Annotated in this window: 20 protein-coding genes and 1 pseudogene; 15 read left to right on the top strand and 6 right to left on the bottom strand. The window is 74.2% G+C overall.

Going from position 1 to position 22,553, the window contains the following annotated elements:
* Positions 1 to 59: 59 nt before the first annotated feature.
* On the bottom strand, positions 60 to 1,259 hold the full coding sequence (manA, locus tag ACFVU9_RS33215; RefSeq protein WP_387599809.1) for a mannose-6-phosphate isomerase, class I: 1,200 nt from the start codon (positions 1,257 to 1,259) through the stop codon (positions 60 to 62).
* 350 nt (positions 1,260 to 1,609) lie between these two features.
* Here manA and ACFVU9_RS33210 point away from each other — a divergent pair, with 350 nt between their 5' ends.
* Positions 1,610 to 2,374, top strand: coding sequence for a polyprenol monophosphomannose synthase (locus tag ACFVU9_RS33210; RefSeq protein WP_380441690.1), 765 nt, complete (start codon positions 1,610 to 1,612; stop codon positions 2,372 to 2,374).
* A 94-nt stretch (positions 2,375 to 2,468) separates the two neighbouring features.
* Here ACFVU9_RS33210 and ACFVU9_RS33205 read toward each other — a convergent pair whose 3' ends face one another.
* Positions 2,469 to 2,870 (bottom strand): winged helix-turn-helix transcriptional regulator, encoded by a 402-nt coding sequence (locus tag ACFVU9_RS33205; RefSeq protein ID WP_380498524.1) that lies wholly within the window; start codon positions 2,868 to 2,870, stop codon positions 2,469 to 2,471.
* Between the two features lie 107 nt (positions 2,871 to 2,977).
* Between ACFVU9_RS33205 and ACFVU9_RS33200 the strand changes: the two genes are divergently transcribed.
* The 11 genes and pseudogenes from ACFVU9_RS33200 (at position 2,978) to ACFVU9_RS33150 (ending at position 14,327) form a co-directional block, all read left to right on the top strand.
* Complete coding sequence (locus tag ACFVU9_RS33200; RefSeq protein WP_380498523.1) at positions 2,978 to 3,613, top strand: FMN-dependent NADH-azoreductase; 636 nt, start codon at positions 2,978 to 2,980, stop codon at positions 3,611 to 3,613.
* A 149-nt stretch (positions 3,614 to 3,762) separates the two neighbouring features.
* Positions 3,763 to 4,698 (top strand): MBL fold metallo-hydrolase, encoded by a 936-nt coding sequence (locus ACFVU9_RS33195; RefSeq protein WP_387599805.1) that lies wholly within the window; start codon positions 3,763 to 3,765, stop codon positions 4,696 to 4,698.
* 16 nt (positions 4,699 to 4,714) lie between these two features.
* Positions 4,715 to 5,302 (top strand): molybdenum cofactor guanylyltransferase, encoded by a 588-nt coding sequence (locus ACFVU9_RS33190; RefSeq protein ID WP_380441682.1) that lies wholly within the window; start codon positions 4,715 to 4,717, stop codon positions 5,300 to 5,302.
* 111 nt (positions 5,303 to 5,413) lie between these two features.
* Positions 5,414 to 5,711 (top strand): annotated as a pseudogene (locus ACFVU9_RS33185) (DUF6457 domain-containing protein); the annotation flags it as partial.
* Between the two features lie 50 nt (positions 5,712 to 5,761).
* Positions 5,762 to 6,943 (top strand): molybdopterin molybdotransferase MoeA, encoded by a 1,182-nt coding sequence (locus tag ACFVU9_RS33180; RefSeq protein ID WP_387599812.1) that lies wholly within the window; start codon positions 5,762 to 5,764, stop codon positions 6,941 to 6,943.
* A gap of 25 nt (positions 6,944 to 6,968) precedes the next feature.
* A complete protein-coding gene (locus ACFVU9_RS33175) occupies positions 6,969 to 8,015 on the top strand; it encodes a potassium channel family protein (protein WP_380441680.1) in 1,047 nt (348 codons plus the stop codon).
* A gap of 112 nt (positions 8,016 to 8,127) precedes the next feature.
* A complete protein-coding gene (locus ACFVU9_RS33170) occupies positions 8,128 to 9,105 on the top strand; it encodes an NAD(P)H-quinone oxidoreductase (protein WP_380507168.1) in 978 nt (325 codons plus the stop codon).
* A gap of 137 nt (positions 9,106 to 9,242) precedes the next feature.
* Positions 9,243 to 9,896, top strand: a complete 654-nt coding sequence (locus tag ACFVU9_RS33165; protein ID WP_387599801.1) for a hypothetical protein — start codon at positions 9,243 to 9,245, stop codon at positions 9,894 to 9,896.
* 267 nt (positions 9,897 to 10,163) lie between these two features.
* Complete coding sequence (locus ACFVU9_RS33160; protein WP_359970521.1) at positions 10,164 to 10,739, top strand: bacterial proteasome activator family protein; 576 nt, start codon at positions 10,164 to 10,166, stop codon at positions 10,737 to 10,739.
* A gap of 300 nt (positions 10,740 to 11,039) precedes the next feature.
* Positions 11,040 to 12,449 carry a protein kinase gene (locus tag ACFVU9_RS33155; RefSeq protein ID WP_380498519.1) on the top strand — a complete coding sequence of 470 codons (1,410 nt, stop codon included), beginning with the start codon at positions 11,040 to 11,042 and terminating at the stop codon, positions 12,447 to 12,449.
* A 111-nt stretch (positions 12,450 to 12,560) separates the two neighbouring features.
* Positions 12,561 to 14,327: a protein kinase gene (locus ACFVU9_RS33150; protein ID WP_380441672.1), complete on the top strand. Its 1,767-nt coding sequence runs from the start codon at positions 12,561 to 12,563 to the stop codon at positions 14,325 to 14,327.
* Between the two features lie 29 nt (positions 14,328 to 14,356).
* Here the strand turns inward: ACFVU9_RS33150 and ACFVU9_RS33145 are convergent, their stop codons facing one another.
* Both ACFVU9_RS33145 and ACFVU9_RS33140 read right to left on the bottom strand, forming a co-directional pair.
* Positions 14,357 to 15,466, bottom strand: a complete 1,110-nt coding sequence (locus ACFVU9_RS33145) for a phosphotransferase (protein WP_387599796.1) — start codon at positions 15,464 to 15,466, stop codon at positions 14,357 to 14,359.
* A gap of 67 nt (positions 15,467 to 15,533) precedes the next feature.
* Positions 15,534 to 16,193, bottom strand: coding sequence for a response regulator (locus tag ACFVU9_RS33140; protein ID WP_380441668.1), 660 nt, complete (start codon positions 16,191 to 16,193; stop codon positions 15,534 to 15,536).
* A gap of 424 nt (positions 16,194 to 16,617) precedes the next feature.
* Here ACFVU9_RS33140 and pdhA point away from each other — a divergent pair, with 424 nt between their 5' ends.
* Genes pdhA through ACFVU9_RS33125 form a run of 3 tightly spaced genes read left to right on the top strand, consistent with a single transcriptional unit; the run spans position 16,618 to position 20,228 of the window.
* A complete protein-coding gene (pdhA, locus tag ACFVU9_RS33135; protein WP_387599793.1) occupies positions 16,618 to 17,772 on the top strand; it encodes a pyruvate dehydrogenase (acetyl-transferring) E1 component subunit alpha in 1,155 nt (384 codons plus the stop codon).
* On the top strand, positions 17,772 to 18,746 hold the full coding sequence (locus ACFVU9_RS33130) for an alpha-ketoacid dehydrogenase subunit beta (RefSeq protein ID WP_380441665.1): 975 nt from the start codon (positions 17,772 to 17,774) through the stop codon (positions 18,744 to 18,746). Before pdhA ends, ACFVU9_RS33130 begins: the two co-directional genes overlap by 1 nt.
* A 15-nt stretch (positions 18,747 to 18,761) precedes the next feature.
* On the top strand, positions 18,762 to 20,228 hold the full coding sequence (locus ACFVU9_RS33125; protein WP_387599790.1) for a dihydrolipoamide acetyltransferase family protein: 1,467 nt from the start codon (positions 18,762 to 18,764) through the stop codon (positions 20,226 to 20,228).
* An 80-nt stretch (positions 20,229 to 20,308) separates the two neighbouring features.
* Here the strand turns inward: ACFVU9_RS33125 and ACFVU9_RS33120 are convergent, their stop codons facing one another.
* Both ACFVU9_RS33120 and ACFVU9_RS33115 read right to left on the bottom strand, forming a co-directional pair.
* Complete coding sequence (locus tag ACFVU9_RS33120) at positions 20,309 to 21,289, bottom strand: LAETG motif-containing sortase-dependent surface protein (protein ID WP_387599787.1); 981 nt, start codon at positions 21,287 to 21,289, stop codon at positions 20,309 to 20,311.
* 255 nt (positions 21,290 to 21,544) lie between these two features.
* The gene (locus ACFVU9_RS33115) at positions 21,545 to 22,492 is read right to left on the bottom strand and encodes an LPXTG cell wall anchor domain-containing protein (RefSeq protein WP_380445562.1); all 948 of its coding nucleotides are present in this window, start codon (positions 22,490 to 22,492) and stop codon (positions 21,545 to 21,547) included.
* Between the last annotated feature and the right edge of the window lie 61 nt (positions 22,493 to 22,553).

The following is a 22,553-nucleotide window of genomic DNA, read 5'->3' as shown; positions in this document are numbered from 1 at the left end:
GCTCACGGGTGCGCACCCGTGAGCCGCCCCCGGCCCTTCGCGTTCGGCGGTCGCCGTCCTCAGATCGTCACGGTGGCCCGGAAGAGGGTGGTGGCCGTGCCGGAGAGGCGGGTGGGGGTGCCGGTGGCGGGGAGGAAGGCGGACTCGCCGCGGGAGAGGTCGAGGACGGTGCCGTCGGGGCCGGTGAGGCGGGCCGTGCCGGCGGTGCAGAGCAGGATCTGCGGGGTGCGGCCGTCGATCTCGCGGTCGGTGCCGTCCAGCCGGAAGCGGGAGAGGCGGAACTCGTCGATCGGGACGGGGTAGAGCTCCTCGCCCGGGGTGCCGTCCACCGGGGTGGGGTGGAGGACGTCGGGGGCGCCGGCCTCGAAGACGACCACCTTCATGAGCTCGGGCACGTCGATGTGCTTGGGCGTGAGGCCCGCGCGCAGCACGTTGTCGGAGTTGGCCTGGAGCTCGACGCAGACGCCGTGCAGGTAGGCGTGCGGCACGCCGGCGCCCAGGTAGAGGGCCTCGCCCGGGTGCAGCCGGAAGTGGTTGAGCAGCAGGCCGGCGATCAGGCCGCGGTCGCCGGGGAAGTCGCGGGTGATCCGGGCGTACGCCGCGTAGGGGCCCTGCGGGTCCTCCTTGGCGGCGAGGTCCACCTGCGCGGCGGCCTGCCGGACGGCGTCGGCCGCAGTTGCGTCGTCCATGGTGAGGATCGCGGCCAGCGCGCGGCGCAGCGCCTCGGGCTCGTGCCCGGCGCTCAGCAGCTCGATGACCGGGGCGAGCGCGGGCACCGCCAGGCCGGCCAGCAGCGCGGCCGCCTCGGCGGCCGGGCGGAAGCCGCACAGGCCCTCGAACTCGTCGAGCGCGCAGATGAGTTCGGGCTTGTGGTTGGCGTCGCGGTAGTTCCGCCGGGGGGCGTCCAGCGGGATGCCGAGGGCGTTCTCGGCGGCGAAGCCGGCCCGGGCCTGGTCGAGCGTGGGGTGGGCCTGGATGGAGATCGGGATGCCGGCCGCGAGGATCTTGAGCAGGAACGGCAGGGTGGGCCCGAAGCGCGCGACGGTCGCGGTGCCGAGCTCGCCCTCGGGGTCCGCGGCGATCAGCTCGTCCAGCGGGCGCGGCCCCGCGCCCCGGTCCGTGCGGGAGGGGTCGCCGGGGTGGGCGCCCATCCACAGTTCGGCCTGCGGCTCGCCGGTGGGGTCCTGCCCGAGGAGTTCGGGGAGGGCGGTGGCCGATCCCCAGGCGTACGGGCGGATGGTGTTGACGAGCCTGTCCATGCGCGCGGTCCTACTCCTTCGCTGCGGTGGCGGGGTGTGCCGGATCGGCGGCCAGCGGATCGTCCTCGGCGGGCCGGGCGGGCGGTCCGGGCCGGGGCGAGGCATCGACCCTAGCCGACGCGCGTCACGTGAGGGGAAACGGCGGGCGTCCGGTGCGAGTGCCGTGGTCGCGGCGGCGATCGGGCCGGGGTCCGGCAGGTGCGGTAGTAGGATGCCAGGACCCAGTTGTTTCCACCGTGCGCAGCAGTTTCCGCCGCGGAACCCCTCGGCGGGCCGCCGACGGGAGCGGCGTTCCGGAGTGCGGGCGCGACGGTGACCGGCACTCCCGCCATTGGCCGAGAGGTTTGTACGTGACCGTGAACCAGCCGCGTTTTGCTGATCTCGGCAAGGTGCTGGTGATCATTCCGACGTTCAACGAGGCGGAGAACGTCGAGCGGATCGTCGGACGGGTCCGCACCTCGGTGCCCGAGGCGCACGTCCTGGTGGCCGACGACAACAGCCCCGACGGCACCGGTGAGCTCGCCGACAAGCTGGCCGCCGAGGACCAGCACGTGCACGTCCTGCACCGCAAGGGCAAGGAGGGCCTGGGCGCGGCCTACCTCGCGGGCTTCCGCTGGGGCATCGACAACGGCTACGACGTCCTGGTCGAGATGGACGCGGACGGCTCGCACCAGCCCGAGGAGCTCGACCGGCTGCTCGCCGCGCTGCGCGGCGCCGACCTGGTGCTCGGCTCCCGCTGGGTGCCCGGCGGCCGGGTGGTGAACTGGCCGAAGTCGCGCCTGCTGCTCTCCCGCGGCGGCTCCACCTACTCGCGCCTGATGCTGGGCGTGCCGATCCGCGACGTCACCGGCGGCTACCGCGCCTTCCGCAAGGAGACGCTGCTCGGCCTGGGCATGGACGAGGTGGCCTCGGCCGGCTACTGCTTCCAGGTCGACCTGGCCTGGCGCACGGTGAAGGCCGGCTTCAAGGTCGCCGAGGTGCCGATCACCTTCGTCGAGCGCGAGCTGGGCGCGTCCAAGATGAGCCGCAGCATCGTGATCGAGGCGCTCTGGCGGGTGACCTCGTGGGGCATCGCGGACCGGGTGGCCCGGCTGCGGGGCGCGAAGCGGCGCTGAACCCCTGACGTTCCGGGCGAAGGGCCCGCCGGCTGTGTGAACAGCGGGCGGGCCCTTCGTCGTGTCCGCGGTCGTGCGCGGGTCGGGCCGACTCTCAGCAGCCGCCCTTGAGGGCGCTCTCCGGGAGGTACTGGTCGGCCCAGACGGCCAGCTCGTCGAGCGCGGGGCGCAGGGCCGCGCCCGCGTCGGTGAGGCGGTAGCTCACGCGCAGCGGCGGGCCCGCGTCGACCTCGCGCAGGACCAGGCCGGCCTCGGTCAGCTCGGTGAGGCGGTCGGAGAGCATGCGCTCGCTGATGCCGGGGACGGCGCGGCGCAGCTCGGAGAAGTAGGCGGGGCCGCCGTGGTTGAGCACGCCCACGAGCAGGCCCGTCCAGCGCTTGCCGAGCAGCGTGAACACCCGGGTGAGGGCCAGCTCGACGTTGAAGCAGGTGCGCTGTTCGGCGCACGCGTCGGAGGCGGCCGGTTGGCGGTCGGTCACTACCTCGTGCTCGGACATGGCTCCAGCGTACCTGACCGATCCCTAGTGACTGCAGAAAAGTAAGCTGCTACGGTAGTTGCAGCTGCGGGGGAAAAGGCAGCTACTTATCCGATGGAGGTACCGTCATGCCCACCCTGCTCCACATCGACTCGTCCGCCGTCGCCGACGGCTCCGTCTCCCGCGAGGTCTCGGCGGCGTTCCGGGCCGCCTGGCAGGCCCAGCACCCCGAGGGCACGGTGGTCTACCGCGACCTCGCCGCCGATCCGGTCCCGCACCTCGACGTGCACGGGATCTCGGCGACCTTCGTCCCCGCCGGGGGCCGCACCGCCGAGCAGGACGCCGCGCTCGCCCTGCGCGAGGAGCTGATGACCGAGCTGGAGCAGGCCGACGCGATCGTCATCGGCAGCCCGATGTACAACTTCACGATCCCGTCCACCCTCAAGGCCTGGCTCGACCAGGTCATCCTCATGGGCCGCACCGCCGGCGAGACGCCCTCCGCCAAGGGCACCCCGGTCACCGTGGTCGCCGCCCGCGGCGGCTCCTACGCGCCCGGCGCGCCGCGCGAGCCGTACGAGTTCGTCACCACCTACCTGGAGAAGGTGCTGACCGGGATGCTCGGGCTGGAGGTCGACTTCATCGTCCCCGAGTTCACCCTGGCGCCGAAGGTGCCGGCGATGGCCGACTTCGTCCAGAACGCCGCCGACTCCAAGGCCCGCGCGCTGGAGGACGCCGCCCGCAGGGCCAAGGAGCTCGCCGCCTGAGGCCCGGCCCGGCCGCCGACGTGACCCTCGCCGGAAGGCGCGCCCGCACGGGCGCGCCTTCCGCGTATTCGGGCGCCCGTTCTCCCATGCTGTAGGGCGCAGACCGGTGGGGCGCAGAGAGCCCGGCCGCCGACCAGAGGGAGCAACCCGTGACGTCGTCCCCGCCCGAGGAGAGCGCCGACGCGGACCGCGCGGAGACCGGGGAACAGCCCGTCCGGCCGCTGGAGATCGACGTCTTCACCGGCCCCGAGTCGGCCTTCTTCGCCACCTCCACCCTGATCCTCGGCGAGCGGACCGCGATCCTGGTCGACGCCCAGCTCACCCGCAGCGCCGGACGCGAACTCGCCGAGTGGGTGGCCGGCAAGGGGCGGCGCCTGCTCGCCATCGTCGTCACCCACCACCACCCGGACCACTACTTCGGCGCCGAGGAGGTGCTGAAGCTCTTCCCCGAGGCCCAGCTGCTCGCCGCACCGGCGGTCGTCGACGGCATCCACCGCACCGTCGCCGCCAAGGTCGCCCAGTGGAAGCCCGTGTACGGCGACGACATCCCCGACCACCCGCTGATCCCGGCCCCGCTGCTGCCGCAGCCGCTGATGCTCGACCGCCAGGTGATCCCCGTGCTCATGCTCGGGCAGGGCGACTGCGGCGACTCCACCGTCGTCCACGTGCCCAGCGTCCGCACCGTGATCGCCGGGGACTTCGTCTACAACGGCACCCACGTGTGGACCGCCGACACCACCCCCGCGCAGCGCGTCACCTGGGGACACAACCTCGGACGCATCGCCGACCTCGACGTCGACCGGGTGATCGCCGGGCACCGGGCGCCCGACCAGGGCCACGACGCGACCCGGGTGCTCGCCTTCACCGGCGAGTACCTGCAGGACTTCGACCGGCTGCTGGCCGAGCACCCGGACGACGCGGAGGCGCTGGTCACGGCGGTGAACGAGCGGTACGGGGAGCTGACGCTGCCGGTCGTCCTGGAGCTGGGCGCGGCGGCGAACGTCGCGCGGGCGGCCGAGGAGTCGCTGGACGGGGACGACGATGTGGAGGAGGACGAGGGGGACGAGGAGGATGCGGCCGGGTAGGGCGGATACTGGCCGCATGACGCCGTACGACGTGATCGTTCCGGCGGGCGGGGCCGCCCGGCGCCTCGGCGGGGCCGACAAACCCGGGCTGACCGTCGGCGAGACCACCCTGCTCGACCGGGTGCTCGCCGCCTGCACCGGAGCCCGCACCACCGTCGTGGTCGGCCCGGACCGCCCCACCACCCGCACCGGCGTCCGCTGGACCCGCGAGCAGCCGCCCGGCGGCGGGCCGGTCGCCGCCGTCGCGGCCGGGCTCGACCTGGTCGACGCCGCGACGGTGCTGCTGCTCGCCGCCGACCTGCCGTTCCTCGACCGGCGCACGGTCGAGCGGCTCGTCACCGCCCTCGACGACGCGCAACCGACGGTCGAGGCGGCCGTCCTGGTGGACGCCGGCGGCCGCGACCAGCCCCTCGCCGCCGCCTACCGCACCGCCGCCCTGCGCAGTGCCCTGGCCGCCCTCGGCGACCCGTCCGGCCTCCCGCTGCGCCGCCTCACCGGCGGCCTGGGACGGCTGCTGGTCGCGGACACGGACAACGTGGCGTACGACTGCGACACGTGGGAGGACCTGGAACGGGCCCGCGAGTGGGACCGGGACGGGAGGTAGGGGGAGCAGAGGACCGTGCCGCAGGTGCTGCGGACGGTTGCTCACCAGGCGGCGGGCGGGGTCGTGAGGGAAACGACGCGCCCCGCACACCGGGGGAACATCCCGGGGAAACCGCCGATCAGGCAGCATGGGGCGCATGGAGCGCACGCTGGATGACTGGATCGCGGAGGTCCGCGCCGAACTCGGGATCGACCTGGACGTCGATGTCCGTGGCCTGCTGGACCTCACCCGGGTGGTCGCGCACGGGGTGGCCAGGCCGGCCGCGCCGCTGACCGCCTTTCTGATCGGGTACGCGGCCGCCCAGCAGGGCGGCGGCCCCGAGGCCGTCGCCGAGGCGGCCCGCCGCACCGCCGTGCTCGCCGAGCGCTGGAGCGCGCCGGACGGGCCGGACGGGCCGGGCCGGCCGTGACGGCCCTCGAGGAGACCGCCGTGACCGCGCCCCCGGCCGGGCCCGGCACCATGGCCTGGCCACTGGCCCGCGAGACCGCCCGCCGGGCCGGGCTGCGCCCGCTGCCGCCGGTCGTGCTGCCGCTCGCCGCCGCCCTCGGCCACACGCTCGCCGAGCCGCTGGCCGCCCTCACCGACCTGCCCGCCTTCGACACCTCCGCCATGGACGGCTGGGCGGTCGCCGGCCCCGGCCCCTGGCGGGTCGCCGGGCGGCTGCTGGCCGGGCGGGCCGCCGTCGCGCCGCTGGCCGACGGTACCGCCGTCGAGATCGCCACCGGCGCCCAACTGCCGCCCGGTGCCACCGCCGTGCTGCGCCGCGAGCACGGCTCGACGGACGGCGCGCTGCTGCGGGACTGCGGTCCCCGGCCGACGACCACCGGCCAGGACGTCCGTCCGCGCGGCCAGGAGTGCCGCCGGGGCGAGGCGCTGCTGCCCGGCGGCACCCCCGTCGACGCGGCGGTGCTCGGCCTCGCCGCCGCCTGCGGCCACGACCGGCTCCCGGTCCGCCGCCGCCCGGTCGTCGAACTCCTCGTCCTCGGTGACGAGTTGGTCGCGTCCGGGGTGCCGGGGCCCGGTCTCGTCCGGGACGCGCTCGGACCGATGCTGGCGCCGTGGCTGCGGGCGTGCGGTGCCGAGGTGGCCGAAGTCCGCTCCGTCCGGGACGACTTCGGTCTGCTGCGGGACGCGCTCCGGCACTCCACCGCCGACGTCGTCGTCACCACCGGCGGCACCGCGGCCGGCCCGGTCGACTTCCTGCACCGCGCGCTCGACGAGGTCGGCGCCCGGCTGCTGGTCGACGGCGTCGCCGTCCGCCCCGGCCACCCGATGCTGCTCGCCGAACTGCCACCGGGCGGGCTCCCGGGCGAACTCCCCGGCGGTCGCCACCTGGTGGGTCTGCCGGGCAACCCGCTGGCCGCCGTCGCCGGCACCGTCACGCTCGCGCTGCCGCTGCTGCACGCCCGCAGCGGCCGGCCCGCCGGCGGCCCGGCCCCCGCGGCCGCCGCCGTCCCGCTGGCCGGGCACCCGACGGACACCCGGCTGCTGCCCGTCCGGCGCACCGCCGACGGCGTCGTCCCGCTCGCCTTCGACGGGCCCGCCATGCTGCGCGGCCTGGCCCGGGCCGAGGCGCTCGCCGTCGTCCCGCCGGGCGGTGCGCGGGCCGGCGACCTCGTCGAGCTGCTGGAGGCTCCGTGAGCGGGCGAACCGAGGAGGCCCGCGCATGAGCAAGCTCCTGCGCGGGCCCGCGCCGGGCACCGAACCGTGGGCGGACGCCGGGATCGTGCTGCCCGCCCGGCGCAGCGCGCCCGCCGTCCGGCAGGTCGGCTCGCGGCTGCTGCTCGCGCTCGCCGTCCTGGTCGCCACCACGGTGATCGTCTACCTCGACCGGGACGGCTACAACGACAACGCCGGCGGCGGGCTCGACTTCCTCGACTCCGCGTACTACGCGACCGTGACGCTCTCCACCACCGGCTACGGCGACATCACGCCGTACAGCTCGGGCGCCCGGCTCACCAACATCCTGGTGATCACCCCGCTGCGCGTGCTGTTCCTGATCATCCTGGTCGGCACCACGCTAGAGGTGCTCACCGAACGCACCCGCCAGCAGTGGCGGTTGAACCGCTGGAGGTCCACCGTGCGCGAGCACACCGTCGTGATCGGGTACGGCACGAAGGGCCGCAGCGCCGTCGACACGCTGCTCGGGCAGGGCGTCAAGAAGGACGAGATCGTCGTCGTCGACCCGCAGCGCAAGGTGATCGAACACGCCTCCCAGCACGGGCTCGTCGGCGTCGTCGGCGACGCCACCCGCACCGACACCCTGCTGCGCGCGGCGCTGCCGACGGCCGCCCGGGTCGTCGTCGCGCCCGAGCGGGACGACACCGCCGTCCTGGTCACGCTGACGGCGCGCCAGCTCAACAAGGCCGCCACCGTGGTCGCGGCCGTCCGCGAGGACGAGAACGCGCCGCTGCTGCGCCAGAGCGGCGCGGACGTCGTCGTCACCAGCTCCAGTTCGGCCGGCCGGCTGCTCGGGCTGTCCATGCTCAGCCCGCACGCCGGGGCGGTCATGGAGGACCTGCTCACCTACGGCAACGGCCTGGACGTCGTCGAGCGGCCGGTCACCCGGGCCGAGGCCGGGCACAGCCCGCGCGCGTGCGAGGACCTCGTGGTGGCGGTGGTCCGCGGCCGGCGGGTGATCAACTACACCGAGCCGGAGGCCGCCGTGCTCCAGCTCACCGACCGGGTGATCGTCATCAAGTCGGCGGGGTGAGTCGGGGCCCGTCTTCGAACTCCCGTCGTCCGCCCGCACGGCAGGCGGGAGTTCGAAGACAGGCCCCAAGCCGTTGCCCCGGGCCGGGGGCGGTGCGCAGTAGGTTCGGGGCATGCATGCGATGACGATTCCCGTACCCGGTGGTCCCGAGGCGCTCGTCTGGGCGGAGGTGCCGGACCCGGTGCCCGGTGAGGGCGAGGTGCTGGTCGACGTGGTGGCCACCGCCGTCAACCGGGCCGACCTGCTCCAGCGGCAGGGCTTCTACAACCCGCCGCCCGGCTCCCCGGTGTACCCGGGGCTCGAATGCGCCGGGCGGATCGCCGCCCTCGGGCCGGGCGTGTCCGGCTGGGCCGTCGGCGACGAGGTGTGCGCGCTGCTGGCCGGCGGCGGCTACGCGCAGCGCGTCGCGGTGCCGACCGGGCAGCTGCTGCCGCTGCCGAAGGGGCTCGGCTTCGAGGAGGCCGCGGCGCTGCCCGAGGTGGCCTGCACGGTGTGGTCCAACGTCTTCCTCACCGCGCACCTGCGGCCCGGCGAGACCGTGCTGGTGCACGGCGGCGCCAGCGGCATCGGGACGATGGCGATCCAGCTAGCCAAGGCCGTCGGCGCCCGGGTGGCGGTCACGGCGGGCAGCGCCGGGAAGCTCGCGCGGTGCGCCGAGCTCGGGGCGGACATCGTGATCGACTACCGGGAGCAGGACTTCGTCGAGGCGCTCCGGGAGGCCACCGACGGGGCCGGGGCGGACGTGATCCTCGACATCATGGGCGCCAAGTACCTGCAGCGGAACGTCGACGCGCTCGCCGTCAACGGACGGCTGGTGATCATCGGGCTGCAGGGCGGGGTGAAGGGCGAGCTGGACCTCAACACGCTGCTGCGCAAGCGCGGCGCGGTCGTCGCCACCAACCTGCGCGGGCGGCCGCTGGCCGAGAAGGCGGCGATCGTGGCGGCGGTGCGGGAGCACGTGTGGCCGCTGGTCGAGTCGGGCGTGGTCAAGCCGGTCGTCGACCGGGTGCTGCCGCTGACGGAGGCCGGGGTGGCGCACGGGGTGCTGGAGCGGGGGGAGCAGGTGGGCAAGGTCGTGCTGCGGGCCTGAGGCCCCGCGGGTGCGGCGGTACCAGCACCCGAGGGGCGTCCGAAATGCCCTGATTGCCGGAGTGTGTGAGGCTGGTCCGGAGCTGTCCCGCCGCCGACCCCGCCCCGCGCGGTCGGCCGTCGGAAGGACCTCCGACCGTGGCCGCACCAACGCACGCGCACCTCGGGCCGCTGCCCGCCGCTCCCTCCCGCCGCCCCGCCCGGGCCCGCCGGCTGGCCGCGGCGGCCGTGCTCGGGCTGGTCCTGCCGCTGGCCGCCGCGACGGTGGCCGTCGCCGCCCCCGGACCGGGGGCGGCGAGCTCGGCGGAGGCCGCGGACCGGGCCGACGGCGCGGACCGGTCGGACGGGCCGGACGGGTCCGGCTGGTCCGGGGGCGCCGTCCCGTCCGCCGCGCCGCCGGAGCGTGCGGCCACCCACTCCCGCCCGGACGACTGGGACCCGCGCGCCCACCGCCACCGGCCCGCCGCGCCGGAGCAGGCGCCGGACACATCGCCGCAGCAGGCGCCGGACCAGGCGCCCGACCAGGCGTCCGACGGGGCCGTCGAGCAGGCCCCGGACCAGTCCGCCGAACAGGCTCCCGGGACCGCCGACGCCGAGGCCCCGGACACCCCGGCCGACGACGCGGCCCCGGACACCGCCGCGACGGCCGCCACGCAGGCCATCGCCGCCCCCACCGTGATCCCGGCCCGCTGGGGCGACGCCTCCACCCTGCAGCTCCCCCTCGGCGCCGGCCTGGGCCTCATCGGCTGCGGCCTCGGCCTGGTCGGCCTGCGTCTGCGCAGGGGCTGGTAACCGCCCGACGGGAGACGGGCGGCGTGGCGGGGCGGCCGTGCGCGCGGGGGCTCGGATCCGGCGGAGGAGGGTCGGTGCGGCGCGCGTGGGTGTGGGGGAGGTTGTGTGCGGGGTTGCGGTGGATCGGGGGGTGGTGCGGCGGTGCGGCGCGCGAGAACTGAGTATCCGTACGGATTCCCGAGGGGCCGGCCGGGGCGTACCGTCGGGACCGGCCGTGCGGGCCGGGGGCTTCCGCCCGACCAACCCCAGTGAGAGAGAATGTTGTTCATGACGAATCCGATGAACGAGAGCTCGTCGCAGGACGGCCAGAAGGTGCTGATCCTCGGACCGGACGGGATGCCGGTGGGCCAGGGGTTCGCGGGCCCGGCGGGGGACGACGAGGGCGAGGGGCCGCGCGAGCTCCCGGTGACCGAGATGGTCGAGCAGCCCGCCAAGGTCATGCGGATCGGCAGCATGATCAAGCAGCTGCTGGAGGAGGTCCGGGCGGCGCCCCTCGACGAGGCCAGCCGGGCGCGGCTGAAGGACATCCACGCGAGCTCCATCAAGGAGCTGGAACTGGGCCTGGCTCCCGAGCTGGTCGCCGAGCTGGAGCGGCTTTCGCTGCCGTTCACCGAGGACTCCATCCCGACCGAGGCGGAGCTGCGGATCGCGCAGGCCCAGCTGGTCGGCTGGCTGGAGGGGCTGTTCCACGGGATCCAGACCGCGCTGTTCGCGCAGCAGATGGCCGCGCGGGCGCAGCTGGAGCAGATGCGCCGGGCGCTGCCGCCCGGTCTGCACGGCGGCGAGCCGGACGAGGACGAGCCCGGCCAGGGCCGCGGGATCCGCTCCGGCCCGTACCTGTAGGCCCACCCGCGGCCCGCGGCGACACCCGCGGGCCGCGCCCGCACGGCGCACCCGCCGGTCGTACCGGGACGGCCCGCCGCCGGGCGGGCTACCGGCGGGTAGCCACCGGGTCGATCCCCGCGGAGCGGCCCTGGACCGATCACCGTCGGCGGGAGCCGATACCCTGGCCCCCTGTCGCAGGCCGGTGCAGCCGCCGCGGCAGGGGGCCGGGCCGGCCGACGGGCCCGGACCGCAGCACGTACGGACGAGACCGAACGTCACGGTCGCGGCGGTGACGCCCGCGCCGAGGGGGAGCAGCAGATGAGCGAGCACGGCAACGCGGCGGTCGAGGGCTACTCCCTGGGCAACGGCCGCTACGTGTTGCAGCGGCTGCTGGGCGAGGGCGGCATGGCATCCGTGCACCTCGCGTTCGACAGCGTGCTGGGCCGCCAGGTCGCGCTGAAGAGCATGCACAGCGAGCTGGGCCGGGACGACTCGTTCAAGGAGCGGTTCCGCCGCGAGGCGCAGGCGGTGGCCCGCCTGGAGCACCCGAACATCGTCACGGTGTACGACAGCGGCGAGGACGTCGCCCCCGACGGCTCCAGCACGCCGTACATCGTCATGCAGCTGATCGACGGCAAGGGCCTGCGCGAGACGATCAACGAGGCCGTCGCGCAGTACGGCGCGATGCCGACCGAGGAGGCCCTGCGGGTCACCATCGGCGTGCTGAACGCGCTGGAGGCCTCGCACGACATGGGTCTCGTGCACCGCGACATCAAGCCCGGCAACGTCATGTTCGACCGCAAGGGCAACGTCAAGGTCATGGACTTCGGCATCGCCCGGGCGCTGGAATCCGGCGTCACGTCGATGACCCAGACCGGCATGGTGGTCGGCACCCCGCAGTACCTGTCGCCCGAGCAGGCCCTCGGCAAGCCGGTCGACGCCCGCTCCGACCTGTACTCGGTCGGCGTGATGCTCTTCGAGATGCTCACCGGCCAGCTGGTCTTCGACGGCGACTCGGCGTTCTCGATCGCCTACAAGCACGTGCAGGAGGAGCCGCCGGCGCCGTCCACGATGAACCCGTCGCTCCCGCCGGCGGTGGACGCGTTCGTGGCCCAGGCGCTGCGCAAGGACCCGGCGCACCGCTTCGCGAGCGCCGAGGCCATGCGGGACGAGGCGGAGCGGCTGATCGCCGAGCTCAAGGGCGGCGGCGGGCACTCGCTGCAGGCGAGCACGCCGCTGGTGATCAACGAGGGCCCGCGCTCGGTGCACGCCGCGCCGCAGAACCCGGCCACGCCGCACCCGCAGTACCTCCAGCAGGGCGGTGCGCCGCAGCAGCCGCAGTACCAGACGCCGCCGCCGGCCTACCAGACCCCGCGTCCGCAGGCCCCGCAGACGCCGCACCCCTTCCCGCAGCAGCAGCCGCAGTACCAGACCCCGCCGCCGGCGTACCAGACGCCGCAGCCGTTCCAGCGGCCCGCGCACACCCCGCCGCCGCAGCCCGTGCCGCCGTACCGGCCGAACCCGGCCCCGGCGGCCGGCGGGGGCGGCTGCTCGACGGCGGCCGTGGTCATCATGATCATCATCGGCGTGCTCGTCCTGGCGGGCATCATCATCGCGATCGTGATCAACAAGGCGAAGAACAACACCCACAGCACCACGTACGGCAGTGCCGCGCCGTCCGCCGTGGTGCTGGTGCTGGACGCCCCGGAGCGCTCCGGCCTGCTCTGACCGGTCGCGGCCGGATCGGGCGTGTCACGGCGCGCGCCGGAGGCGGTAGCGTTCGGGGATACGAAAGCGACAGGGCACCGCGATCCGAGCGAACGCCCGGGGCGAGGAGCGATGGCACAGACGCAGCATCCGGACGACGACGAGGGCGCCCGGGCGGCCGGCCGGACCGGCGGGGCCCCGCAGCCGAGCGTGCCCGGGAGCGACGCCGCGACCAGCGCGTTCCCGCCGGTGCCGCCCGGCGGCCCGCAGACCCCCGGGCGCGGCACCGCCGCCCCGCTGGGCACGGTCGGTGACGGCCGCTACCGGATGACCCACCGGCTCGGCCGCGGCGGCATGGCCGAGGTCTTCGCCGCCGAGGACATCCGGCTCGGCCGGACCGTCGCGGTCAAGCTGCTGCGCGGCGAGCTCGCCCAGGACGACATCGCCCGGGCGCGGTTCACCCGCGAGGCGCACGCCGTCGCGGCCCTCAACCACCACTCGATCGTCTCGGTCTACGACACGGGCGAGGAGTACTTCGGCGACGAGTCCACCCCGTACATCGTGATGGAGCTGGTCGAGGGCCGGACCGTCCGCGAACTGCTGGTGGACGAGGCCGCGCCGCCGGTCGACCAGGCGCTGATCATCATCGCCGGGGTGCTGGAGGCGCTCGCCTACAGCCACCGGCACGGCATCGTGCACCGCGACATCAAGCCCGCCAACGTGATCATCACGACCACCGGCGCGGTCAAGGTGATGGACTTCGGCATCGCCCGCGCGCTGACCGGCGGGGCCACCACCATGACCCAGACCGGCATGGTGATGGGCACCCCGCAGTACCTGTCGCCCGAGCAGGCCCTCGGCAAGCCGGTTGACCACCGCTCCGACCTCTACGCGGCCGGCTGCATGCTCTACGAGCTGCTGACGCTGCGCCCGCCGTTCACCGGCGACACCCCGCTCTCGGTGGTCTACCAGCACGTCCAGGACCCGCCGGTGCCGCCCTCGCAGGCCAACAGCCGGGTGCCGGTCGGCCTCGACGGGATCGTGCTGCGCTCGCTCGCGAAGAACCCGGACGACCGCTTCCAGGACGCCGACGAGTTCCGCGCGCACGTCCAGCACGCGCTGCGCGAGATGCACGGCGCGGCCGGGGCCGGCTGGGCCGGCGCCACGGCCGGGCTGCCCGCGGCGCCCGGCGACACCGGCGCCACGCAGGTGATCCGGCCGGACCAGACGGCGGCCACCGCGGCCTTCGGCGCGATCGGCGCGGGCGACGCGACCTCGGTGCTGCCGTACCACGGCGGCCGGCCGCCCGCGGGCCCGCACACCCCGTCCTCGCCCTACCAGGGCCCCGGCGGCCCCTACGACGACGGCCACGACGGCGGGGACGACGACGGGTACGGGCGGCGGCGCGGGCCGTGGGGCTGGGTGGCCGGCATCGCGGCCGTCCTGGTCGCGGCCGGCGTCGGCATCGCGCTCGCGCTCAGCGGCGGGGGCGGTGGCGGCGGTGGCGGCGGCACCAACCTCGGTCCCAGCACGCCCGCCCCGGCGGTGAGCAGCACCGACGCCACCACGCCGCCCGCGAGCGGCAGCCAGAGTCCGCCGGCCTCCAACACGAACAGCCGGAAGCCCTCGCAGCCGACCGACAACGGCAACTACGGCGGCGGCAACGGCGGCACCAACATGTCGCCGCAGCCGACGAACAAGCACACGCAGAGCCAGACGCCGACGCCGACCGGGACGCACTCCCCGACCGCCTCCTCGTCGGCGTCCAGCACCCCGACGACGGCGCCGTCGACGCCGAGCGGCGGCGGCAGCACGCCGACCGGCGCGAACCCGGGGACCAGCCAGCCGGCGCCGCCGACGGGCAAGCCCCCGATCACGCCGCCGCCGACGCTCGGCTGATCGGGGGCTGAACCGGCTTCCGGCCGGGGTCAGTTGGCGAAGGCGTCCAGGACCTGTTCGTACTCCTGGCACCACCACGCCAACTGGCCCGCGGAGGCGGGGTACAGCGGGTCGGCCCGGTGGTCGCCCCGCTGGTAGCGCCACTGCAGCATCCAGAAGTCGTTCAGCCGCTCCCACCAGACCCGGTGGGCGGCGGCGGCGAGGTGTTCGGGGGTGGCGGCGCCGGTGGCCCGGTAGGCCTGCGAGTAGTGCCGGACCCGGACGAGGTCGAGCGTGCCCGTCGTCCGGTCGTTGAAGAGCAGGGTGGCGGCGCGGACGGCCTCCTCGGCGCGCGGCTGCGGGCCGAGCTTGTCCCAGTCCAGGACGGCCACGACGCCGTCCGCCCCGGGGGCGTCGAGCGCCGCCGGGTGGAGCAGGTTGAGGCCGTGGAAGTCGCCGTGGGTCCAGCCGGTGGGCGGGGCGGCCTGCGGGGCGGGGCGGCGGTGGGCGTGGTCGGCGAGCAGTTCCAGCCGTTCGGCGAGCCGGCGTTCGACCAGGGCGTCGAGGTCGCCGTGGGGGCGGTGGGCGCGGGCGTGTCCGAGCAGGTCGCGGGCGAGGTCGGCGCTGTCGAGCGGGTCGGCGCTGCGGTAGCCGTCGGGCTGGTCGAGCGGGGCGCAGACGTCGTCGAGCGCGCCGTGCAGGTGGCCGAGCAGCGCGCCGAGAGCGTCGCACTGCGGCAGGGGGAGCTCCGTACCGTGCCGGTGTCGGCCATCCACCCACGGGAACACGGCGAACAGCCGGCCGCCGGAGGAGGCCACCGTCCCGGCGCCGTCGGTGCGGGTCAGCGGGGGTGCGACGGGCAGGCCGAGGGCGTGCAGCGCGGCCATGGCGCGGTGGTGGGCGACGATCTTCGGACGGTTGGCGGTGGCGGCGTCGACGTAGCACTTCAAGAAATGGGGACCGGCCTCGGTCACGACCCGGTAGCCGCGGTTGAGCAGGCCCTCGGCGACCGGTTCGGCGGTCAGTATCCGTCCGATCGGGTAGCGGCACAGCACCTCGGCCAGGGCGGCGCGCGGGACGGGCGGGCTGAGGGTCCCTATCGGCGGGGCGGCGAGGTCGGGGCGGGCCGGGGCGCAGGCGAGGGTCTGGCTGAAAGTCACAGCCAGAGGTTATGGCCCCCTGGCGGGGGCCCTTGACAAGTCGTCAGAACTGTGATGCTGCCCGGGCTCAGTGCTGCTGGTCGGCCTGGTGCCGGGCCACGAAGGCCGCCGCCTGGGTGCGCCGCTCCATGCCCATCTTGGCGAGCAGACTGGAGACGTAGTTCTTCACCGTCTTCTCGGCCAGGTGCAACTCGTTGCCGATCTGACGATTCGTCATCCCCTCGCCGATCAGATCGAGGATCCGGCGCTCCTGCTTGGTGAGCTGGGCGAGCCGTTCGTCCTCCTTCTCGCCGCCGTCGCGCAGCCGGGCGAGCACCCGGCTGGTGGCGACCGGGTCGAGCAGCGACTTGCCGGCCGCGACGTCCCGCACCGCGGTGATCAGGTCGGTGCCGCGGATGGCCTTCAGGACGTAGCCGGAGGCCCCGGCCATGATCGAGTCGAACAGCGCCTCGTCGTCCGAGAAGGAGGTCAGCATCAGGCACTTCAGCTCGGGCAGCCGCGAGCGGACCTCCCGGCAGACCTCGACCCCGTTGCCGTCCGGCAGGCGCACGTCGAGCACCGCCACGTCCGGGTGGACGGCGGGGATCCGGGTGATCGCCTCGGCGGCGGTGCCGGCCTCCCCGACCACCTCGATGTCGTCCTCGACCGAGAGCAGGTCGTGCACGCCCCGTCGGACCACCTCGTGGTCGTCGAGCAGGAAAACTCTGATTTGTCCGTTATCACTCACACCCAAAACCTCCCATATGACCCTACAAGTGGCCTCTCGTACGTACTGCCCCAGGGGCGTGTTCCGGCCAGACCGGTCCGAAACCGATACCGAGAACCCCCTTACGTACGGGCCGTCGCCCGGATAACGTGCGCTGGTGTCCTGAAGGCGCCCGAATTGAGAGCTGCGTCACGCGGTCCGTCACCCCCACCCAACCGACGGCGAGCCGAGCGCGGCACCCACGGGGTTGTAGGCCCTGAACAAGTAGGACGTCCTAGCGCAGGCGCGCCAAGGGCGGACGCTGGGTAACGTTCTCGTGAGGGACGCCGTCGGAACAGGATCACCACCTGCCCCGCAACAGGTGCGCATACCCACGCGCCCCGCGAGGCGGTGACCGGACCGGTCACCGGCGACCCCGGGCGGCCGGACAGACCGAGGAGTGAACGTGACCGTCAAAAGCACGGCGAGGGCCCGCAAGAAGGCGGCCCCCTCCGTCCCTGACACCCTGCGCGCCACGGGTACGGACGCCCAGCCGGAGCTCGTCCAACTGCTCACGCCGGAAGGCGAGCGGGTCGAGCACCCGGACTACCCGCTCACCACCACTCCGGAGGAGCTGCGCGCCCTCTACCGCGACCTGGTGCTGGTGCGCCGGTTCGACGGCGAGGCCACCGCGCTCCAGCGCCAGGGCGAGCTGGGCCTGTGGGCCTCGCTGCTCGGCCAGGAGGCCGCCCAGGTCGGCTCCGGTCGTGCCATGCGCACCGGCGACTACGCCTTCCCCACCTACCGCGAGCACGGCGTGGCCTGGTGCCGCGACGTCGACCCGCTGAACCTGCTCGGCATGTTCCGCGGCGTGAACCACGGCGGCTGGGACCCGAACGAGAAGAACTTCCACCTGTACACCATCGTGATCGGCGCGCAGGCCCTGCACGCGACCGGCTACGCGATGGGCATCACCAAGGACGGCGCGGACGACGCGGTCATCGCGTACTTCGGCGACGGCGCCTCCAGCCAGGGCGACGTCAACGAGGCCTTCACCTTCGCCTCGGTCTACAACGCCCCCGTGGTGTTCTTCTGCCAGAACAACCAGTGGGCGATCTCCGAGCCCACCACCACCCAGACCAAGATCCCGCTGTACCGCCGCGCCTCCGGCTTCGGCTTCCCGGGCGTCCGGGTCGACGGCAACGACGTGCTGGCCTGCCTGGCCGTGACCCGCTGGGCGCTCGACCACGCCCGCAGCGGCAACGGCCCGGTGCTGATCGAGGCGTTCACCTACCGGATGGGCGCCCACACCACCTCCGACGACCCGACCCGCTACCGGCTCACCGAGGAGACCGAGGCCTGGAAGGCCAAGGACCCGATCCTGCGGCTGCGCACCCTCCTGGAGAAGGAGGGCCTCGCGGACGAGGAGTTCTTCGCCGCGATCGACGCCGAGAGCGAGCAGCTGGGGCTGCGGGTGCGCGAGGGCGTGCGCAGCATGCCGGACCCGGACCCGACGCTGATCTTCGACCACGTGTACAGCGAGCCGCACGGGCTGGTCGATGAGGAACGGGCCGAGTACGTCCAGTACGCGGCCTCCTTCGAGGCGGGGGAGAACCTCTGATGGCCGGTCAGCTCAGCATCGCGAAGGCGCTCAACAGCGCCCTGCGCAAGTCGCTGGAGGACGACCCGAAGACCCTCCTGATGGGCGAGGACATCGGCAAGCTCGGCGGCGTCTTCCGGATCACCGACGGCCTGCAGAAGGACTTCGGCGAGGGCCGGGTCATCGACAGCCCGCTCGCCGAGTCGGGCATCGTCGGCACCGCGATCGGCCTCGCGCTGCGCGGCTACCGCCCGGTCGTGGAGATCCAGTTCGACGGCTTCGTCTACCCGGCCTTCGACCAGATCGTCTCCCAGCTGGCCAAGATGCACGCCCGCGCGCTCGGGCACGTCAAGATGCCGGTCACCATCCGGATCCCCTACGCGGGCGGCATCGGCGCGGTCGAGCACCACAGCGAGTCGCACGAGGCGTACTTCGCGCACACCGCCGGCCTGCGCGTGGTCACCCCGTCCAGCGCGCACGACGCGCACTGGATGCTGCGGCAGGCCATCGCCTCCGACGACCCGGTGATCTTCCTGGAGCCCAAGCGCCGCTACTGGGACAAGGGCGAGGTCGGCGACGCCGCCGACCTGGGCCTGTACGACGCCCGGATCGTCCGGCCCGGCACCGACGCGACGCTGATCGCGTACGGCCCGATGGTCAAGGTCTGCCTGGAGGCCGCCGCGGCCGCCGAGGAGGACGGCCGCCGCCTGGAGGTCGTCGACGTGCGCTCGCTCTCCCCGGTGGACTTCGCCACCCTGGAGGAGTCGGTCAAGCGCACCGGCCGGGCCGTCGTGGTGCACGAGGCGCCGGTGTTCCTGGGCATGGGCGCCGAGCTGGCCGCCCGCCTCACCGAGCGGTGCTTCTACCACCTGGAGGCGCCGGTCCTGCGGGTCGGCGGCTACTACGCGCCGTACCCGCCGTCCCGGGTCGAGGAGGCATTCCTGCCCGACCTGGACCGCGTGCTCGACGCCGTCGACCGCGCGCTCGCGTTCTGATACCGGGGAGCGAAGATGACCACCGAAGTTCGCTCGCTCCGCGAGTTCAAGATGCCCGATGTGGGCGAGGGCCTCACCGAGGCCGAGATCCTCAGCTGGTACGTCAAGCCGGGTGACACGGTGACGGACGGCCAGGTCGTCTGCGAGGTGGAGACCGCCAAGGCCGCGGTGGAGCTGCCGATCCCGTTCAACGGGGTCGTCGAGCAGCTCTTCTTCCCCGAGGGCGCGACGGTCGACGTCGGCACCGTGATCATCTCGGTCGCGGTCGCCGGGGAGGGCGGGGCCCCGGCTCCGGCCGCCCCCGCCGCGCAGGCCGCTCCCGCCGCTCCCGCCGCTCCGGCGGCCGAGGCGCCGGCCGCGCCGGCCGAGCCCGAGCGGCGCGAGGTGCTGGTCGGCTACGGTCCGCGGACCGGCACCGCCCAGCGCCGGGCCCGTCGGACCACCACGACCACGGTCGTGGCCGCGCCGGCCGCCCCCGCGGCTCCGGCTCCTGTCGTGGCTCCCGTCGCGGCTCCTGTCGTGGCCGAACAGCACGCCGGCGAACGGCCGTTGGCCAAGCCGCCGGTGCGCAAGCTGGCCAAGGACCTCGGCATCGACCTGCGCGCGGTCACCCCCACCGGCCGTGACGGCGTCGTCACCCGCGAGGACGTGCACGCGCACGCGTCGGCCCTGGCCGCCGCGGCCTCGGCTCCGGCCGCGGTCGCTGCCGCCGTCGTTGCCGCCGCGCCCGTCGCGGCCGAGCCGGCCGAGGCTCCGGTCGTCGTGTCCGGGTCCGCCGCGGGCGACGTCCGGGTGCCGATCAAGGGCGTCCGCAAGGCCACCGCGCAGGCCATGGTGGCCTCGGCGTTCACCGCGCCGCACGTCACCGAGTTCGTCCAGGTCGACGTGACCCGCACGATGAAGTTCGTCCGCCGGCTCAAGGAGAGCGGCGAGCTGGGCCGGGACGTCCGGGTCAGCCCGCTGCTGATCGTCGCCAAGGCGCTGCTCACCGCGATCAAGCGGCACCCCGAGATCAACGCGCAGTGGGACGAGGCGGCCCAGGAGATCGTCATCAAGGGCCAGGTGAACCTCGGCATCGCCGCGGCCACCCCGCGCGGCCTGATCGTGCCCAACATCAAGGACGCCGGCGCCAAGACCCTGACCGGGCTGGCCACGTCGCTCGGCGAACTGGTCGAGACCGCCCGCCAGGGCAAGACCTCGCCGGCCGACATGCAGGGCGGCACGGTCACCATCACCAACGTCGGCGTCTTCGGCGTCGACACCGGCACCCCGATCCTCAACCCGGGCGAGGCCGCGATCCTCGCCTTCGGCGCGGTCCGGGAGCTGCCGTGGGTGCACAAGGGCAAGGTGGTCCCGCGTCAGGTGACCACGCTGGCCCTCTCCTTCGACCACCGCCTGGTGGACGGGGAACTGGGCTCCAGGGTGCTGGCCGACGTGGCCGCCCTCCTGGAGCAGCCGAAGCGCCTGATCACCTGGGGCTGACCGGCCGGTAGGACCACGGAAGGGGCCTTCCTCCGCACATCGGTGTGGAGGAAGGCCCCTTCGTGGTGTCCGTCCGTCGGTTACCGCTGGGGACGGAGGCGACGGACGGCGATCAGGACGCCCGCGCCGAGTGCGAGGAGGGCGGCGGCGGAGCCGGCGAGGAAGCCGTTGGCGGAGGAGGAGCCGGTCTGGGCGAGCTCGGGGGTGCCGGCCGGCGCGGTGGTGGCGAGAGGGGCGGAAGTCGGGTTCGCGGCGGGGGACTTGGGCGCCTCGGCGGTGGGTGCGGCTGGGGCGGCGGTCTTGGTCTCGTCCGCGGCGGGCTTGGCCGGGGCGACGGGAGTGGTCTTGGCCTTGGCCGGGGCGCTCGGCTTGGCGGTGGCGGTGGCGGTGGCGGTGGCGGTCGGGACGGGCTGGGCGGCGGCCGGGTGTTCCACCGGGAAAGTGAAGTTCGAGTCGCCGACCACGGCCTGGGAACCGGGAGCCTGTCCGAGGACCCCGATCTTGACCTTGCCCAGGTTCTTGGGGGCCTTCGCGGAGAGGCCGATGCGGAAGGTGAAGTGCTCCGCCCGGCCGTTCTCGAGGTGCTTGACGACGGTGGCAGGCGAGGCGTTGGTGTGGAGCGACGGGTCGCAACCGGGGCTGAGGGCGACCGGCTTCCAGGTCCCGCCGGACGCCACCTCGACCGTGAAGTCCTCGGTCCGGAGGCCGGTGCCGGGCACCGGGTTGAACAGCCAGATGGACGCCGCGACGTTCTCGTAGGGCGCACCGGTGAAGTTGGTGATGCCGACGCCCACCTCCACCTTCGGGCCGCCCGCGATGAGGGTCTGGCCGTCCCGGGTCTGGTGGAAGGAAGCGGTGAGGTCGCCGTTGTGGGTGGCGGCCGGGGCCGGGGTGGCCGGAGTCGTCACCTCGTACGGACCGGCACAGGCCCAGGCGGTGTCGGTGGTGAGGATCTGGATGCCGCCGGCGAGGACGGCGGTGGTGGCGAGCGTGGCGAGGGTGCGGCGGGTGGAGAGCGAGCGGGTGTTCTTCGCAAAGCGGGTGATAACGGACGTGCGCATGACGTGACTCCCCAGGGTCATGGGTCTGACGGTGTGGTGGGTGAAGACGACCGGCTCCGCTCCTCCTGAGCGGAAGCGCCCCCCGGCTCTGCCGGTCTCGCTCTCCGTGCCTTCATCCGTATAGACGCGCATCTGCGCTGGTGGTTGCAGGTGAGTTCAAAAGTTTTTCGGACGTCTGCTGCTAGCGCGAGAAGAAGGGGCCTTCCTCCACACCGCCGTGTGGAGGAAGGCCCCTTCGTGGTGTCCGTTCGTCGGTTACCGCTGGGGCCGGAGGCGACGGACGGCGATCAGGACGCCCGCGCCGAGTGCGAGCAGCGCGGCGGCGGACAGGGCGAGGAAGCCGTTGGTGGAGGAGGAACCGGTGTGTGCGAGCTCGGTGGCGCCGTCCGGGGCGGTGGTGGCCGGGGCGGAAGTCGGGCTCGTGACGGGGGACTTGGGGGCCTCGGCGGTGGGCGCGGCCGGGGCGGCGGTCTTGGTCTCGTCCGCGGCGGGCTTGCCGGGCGCGGGCTTGGCCGGGGCGCTCGGCTTCGCCGTGACCGTGGGCTTGCCGGCGGGCTTGGCCTCGCCGTTGGCGTGGAGGACCCTGATGCCCACGCCCACGGGCTTGCTGGCGGGTCCGGCCTCCGCCCAGGGCGAGGCGGTGACCGAGAGCATGGTGAGGTCCTTCGGGGCACTGGCGGCCAGGTGCAACCGGAACATCACCCGAGCCGTCCGGCCGTCGGCCAGGTGCTGGCCCAACGACCCGGTGTCGACCCGGACGGCCTCGCCGCCGCATCCGTCGTCGATGCCGAGCTTCGTCCAGGTGCCGTCGATCATCGCCTCGATGGTCACGTCCCCGGTGCGGAGGCGGTTCGCGCCGCTGTCGTCCTTCAGGGTGAGGCCGAACGCGGCGTTGTCGTAGTCGGCTCCGCTGAGGTTGAGCAGCTTCACGCCGAACTCGATGCTCGAACCGGCGGTCAGCGAGGTCGGGTTCGGCTCGATGATGTCGGCGTCCAGGGGGTTCGCGTGGTGCCGCGCCCGAGCGTCGGCCGAGATGGTGGTGCCGGGGCCCTGGTAGGGGCCGGAGCAGGCCCAGGCGGTGTCGGTGGTGAGGATCTGGATGCCGCCGGCGAGGACGGCGGTGGTGGCGAGGGCGGCGAGGGTGCGGCGGGTGGAGAGCGAGCGGGTGTTCTTCGCAAAGCGGGTGATAACGGACGTGCGCATGACGTGACTCCCCAGGGTCATGGGTCTGACGGTGTGGTGGGTGAAGACGACCGGCTCCGCT

Source organism: Kitasatospora sp. NPDC057936 (assembly GCF_042887525.1).
Classification (GTDB): domain Bacteria; phylum Actinomycetota; class Actinomycetes; order Streptomycetales; family Streptomycetaceae; genus Kitasatospora.
The sequence above is the reverse complement of the archived record's forward strand: the minus strand, read 5'-3'. Positions and strand labels throughout refer to the sequence as shown.

Bases quoted from the DNA above. Each gene is read 5' to 3' on its own strand.
- manA (WP_387599809.1), bottom strand. From the start codon at position 1,259: ATGGACAGGCTCGTCAACACCATCCGCCCGTACGCCTGGGGATCGGCC.
- ACFVU9_RS33205 (WP_380498524.1), bottom strand. From the start codon at position 2,870: ATGTCCGAGCACGAGGTAGTGACCGACCGCCAACCGGCCGCCTCCGAC.
- ACFVU9_RS33200 (WP_380498523.1), top strand. From the start codon at position 2,978: ATGCCCACCCTGCTCCACATCGACTCGTCCGCCGTCGCCGACGGCTCC.
- ACFVU9_RS33190 (WP_380441682.1), top strand. From the start codon at position 4,715: ATGACGCCGTACGACGTGATCGTTCCGGCGGGCGGGGCCGCCCGGCGC.
- ACFVU9_RS33180 (WP_387599812.1), top strand. From the start codon at position 5,762: ATGGCCTGGCCACTGGCCCGCGAGACCGCCCGCCGGGCCGGGCTGCGC.
- ACFVU9_RS33175 (WP_380441680.1), top strand. From the start codon at position 6,969: ATGAGCAAGCTCCTGCGCGGGCCCGCGCCGGGCACCGAACCGTGGGCG.
- ACFVU9_RS33170 (WP_380507168.1), top strand. From the start codon at position 8,128: ATGCATGCGATGACGATTCCCGTACCCGGTGGTCCCGAGGCGCTCGTC.
- ACFVU9_RS33160 (WP_359970521.1), top strand. From the start codon at position 10,164: ATGACGAATCCGATGAACGAGAGCTCGTCGCAGGACGGCCAGAAGGTG.
- ACFVU9_RS33155 (WP_380498519.1), top strand. From the start codon at position 11,040: ATGAGCGAGCACGGCAACGCGGCGGTCGAGGGCTACTCCCTGGGCAAC.
- ACFVU9_RS33150 (WP_380441672.1), top strand. From the start codon at position 12,561: ATGGCACAGACGCAGCATCCGGACGACGACGAGGGCGCCCGGGCGGCC.
- ACFVU9_RS33130 (WP_380441665.1), top strand. From the start codon at position 17,772: ATGGCCGGTCAGCTCAGCATCGCGAAGGCGCTCAACAGCGCCCTGCGC.
- ACFVU9_RS33125 (WP_387599790.1), top strand. From the start codon at position 18,762: ATGACCACCGAAGTTCGCTCGCTCCGCGAGTTCAAGATGCCCGATGTG.
- ACFVU9_RS33120 (WP_387599787.1), bottom strand. From the start codon at position 21,289: ATGCGCACGTCCGTTATCACCCGCTTTGCGAAGAACACCCGCTCGCTC.
- ACFVU9_RS33115 (WP_380445562.1), bottom strand. From the start codon at position 22,492: ATGCGCACGTCCGTTATCACCCGCTTTGCGAAGAACACCCGCTCGCTC.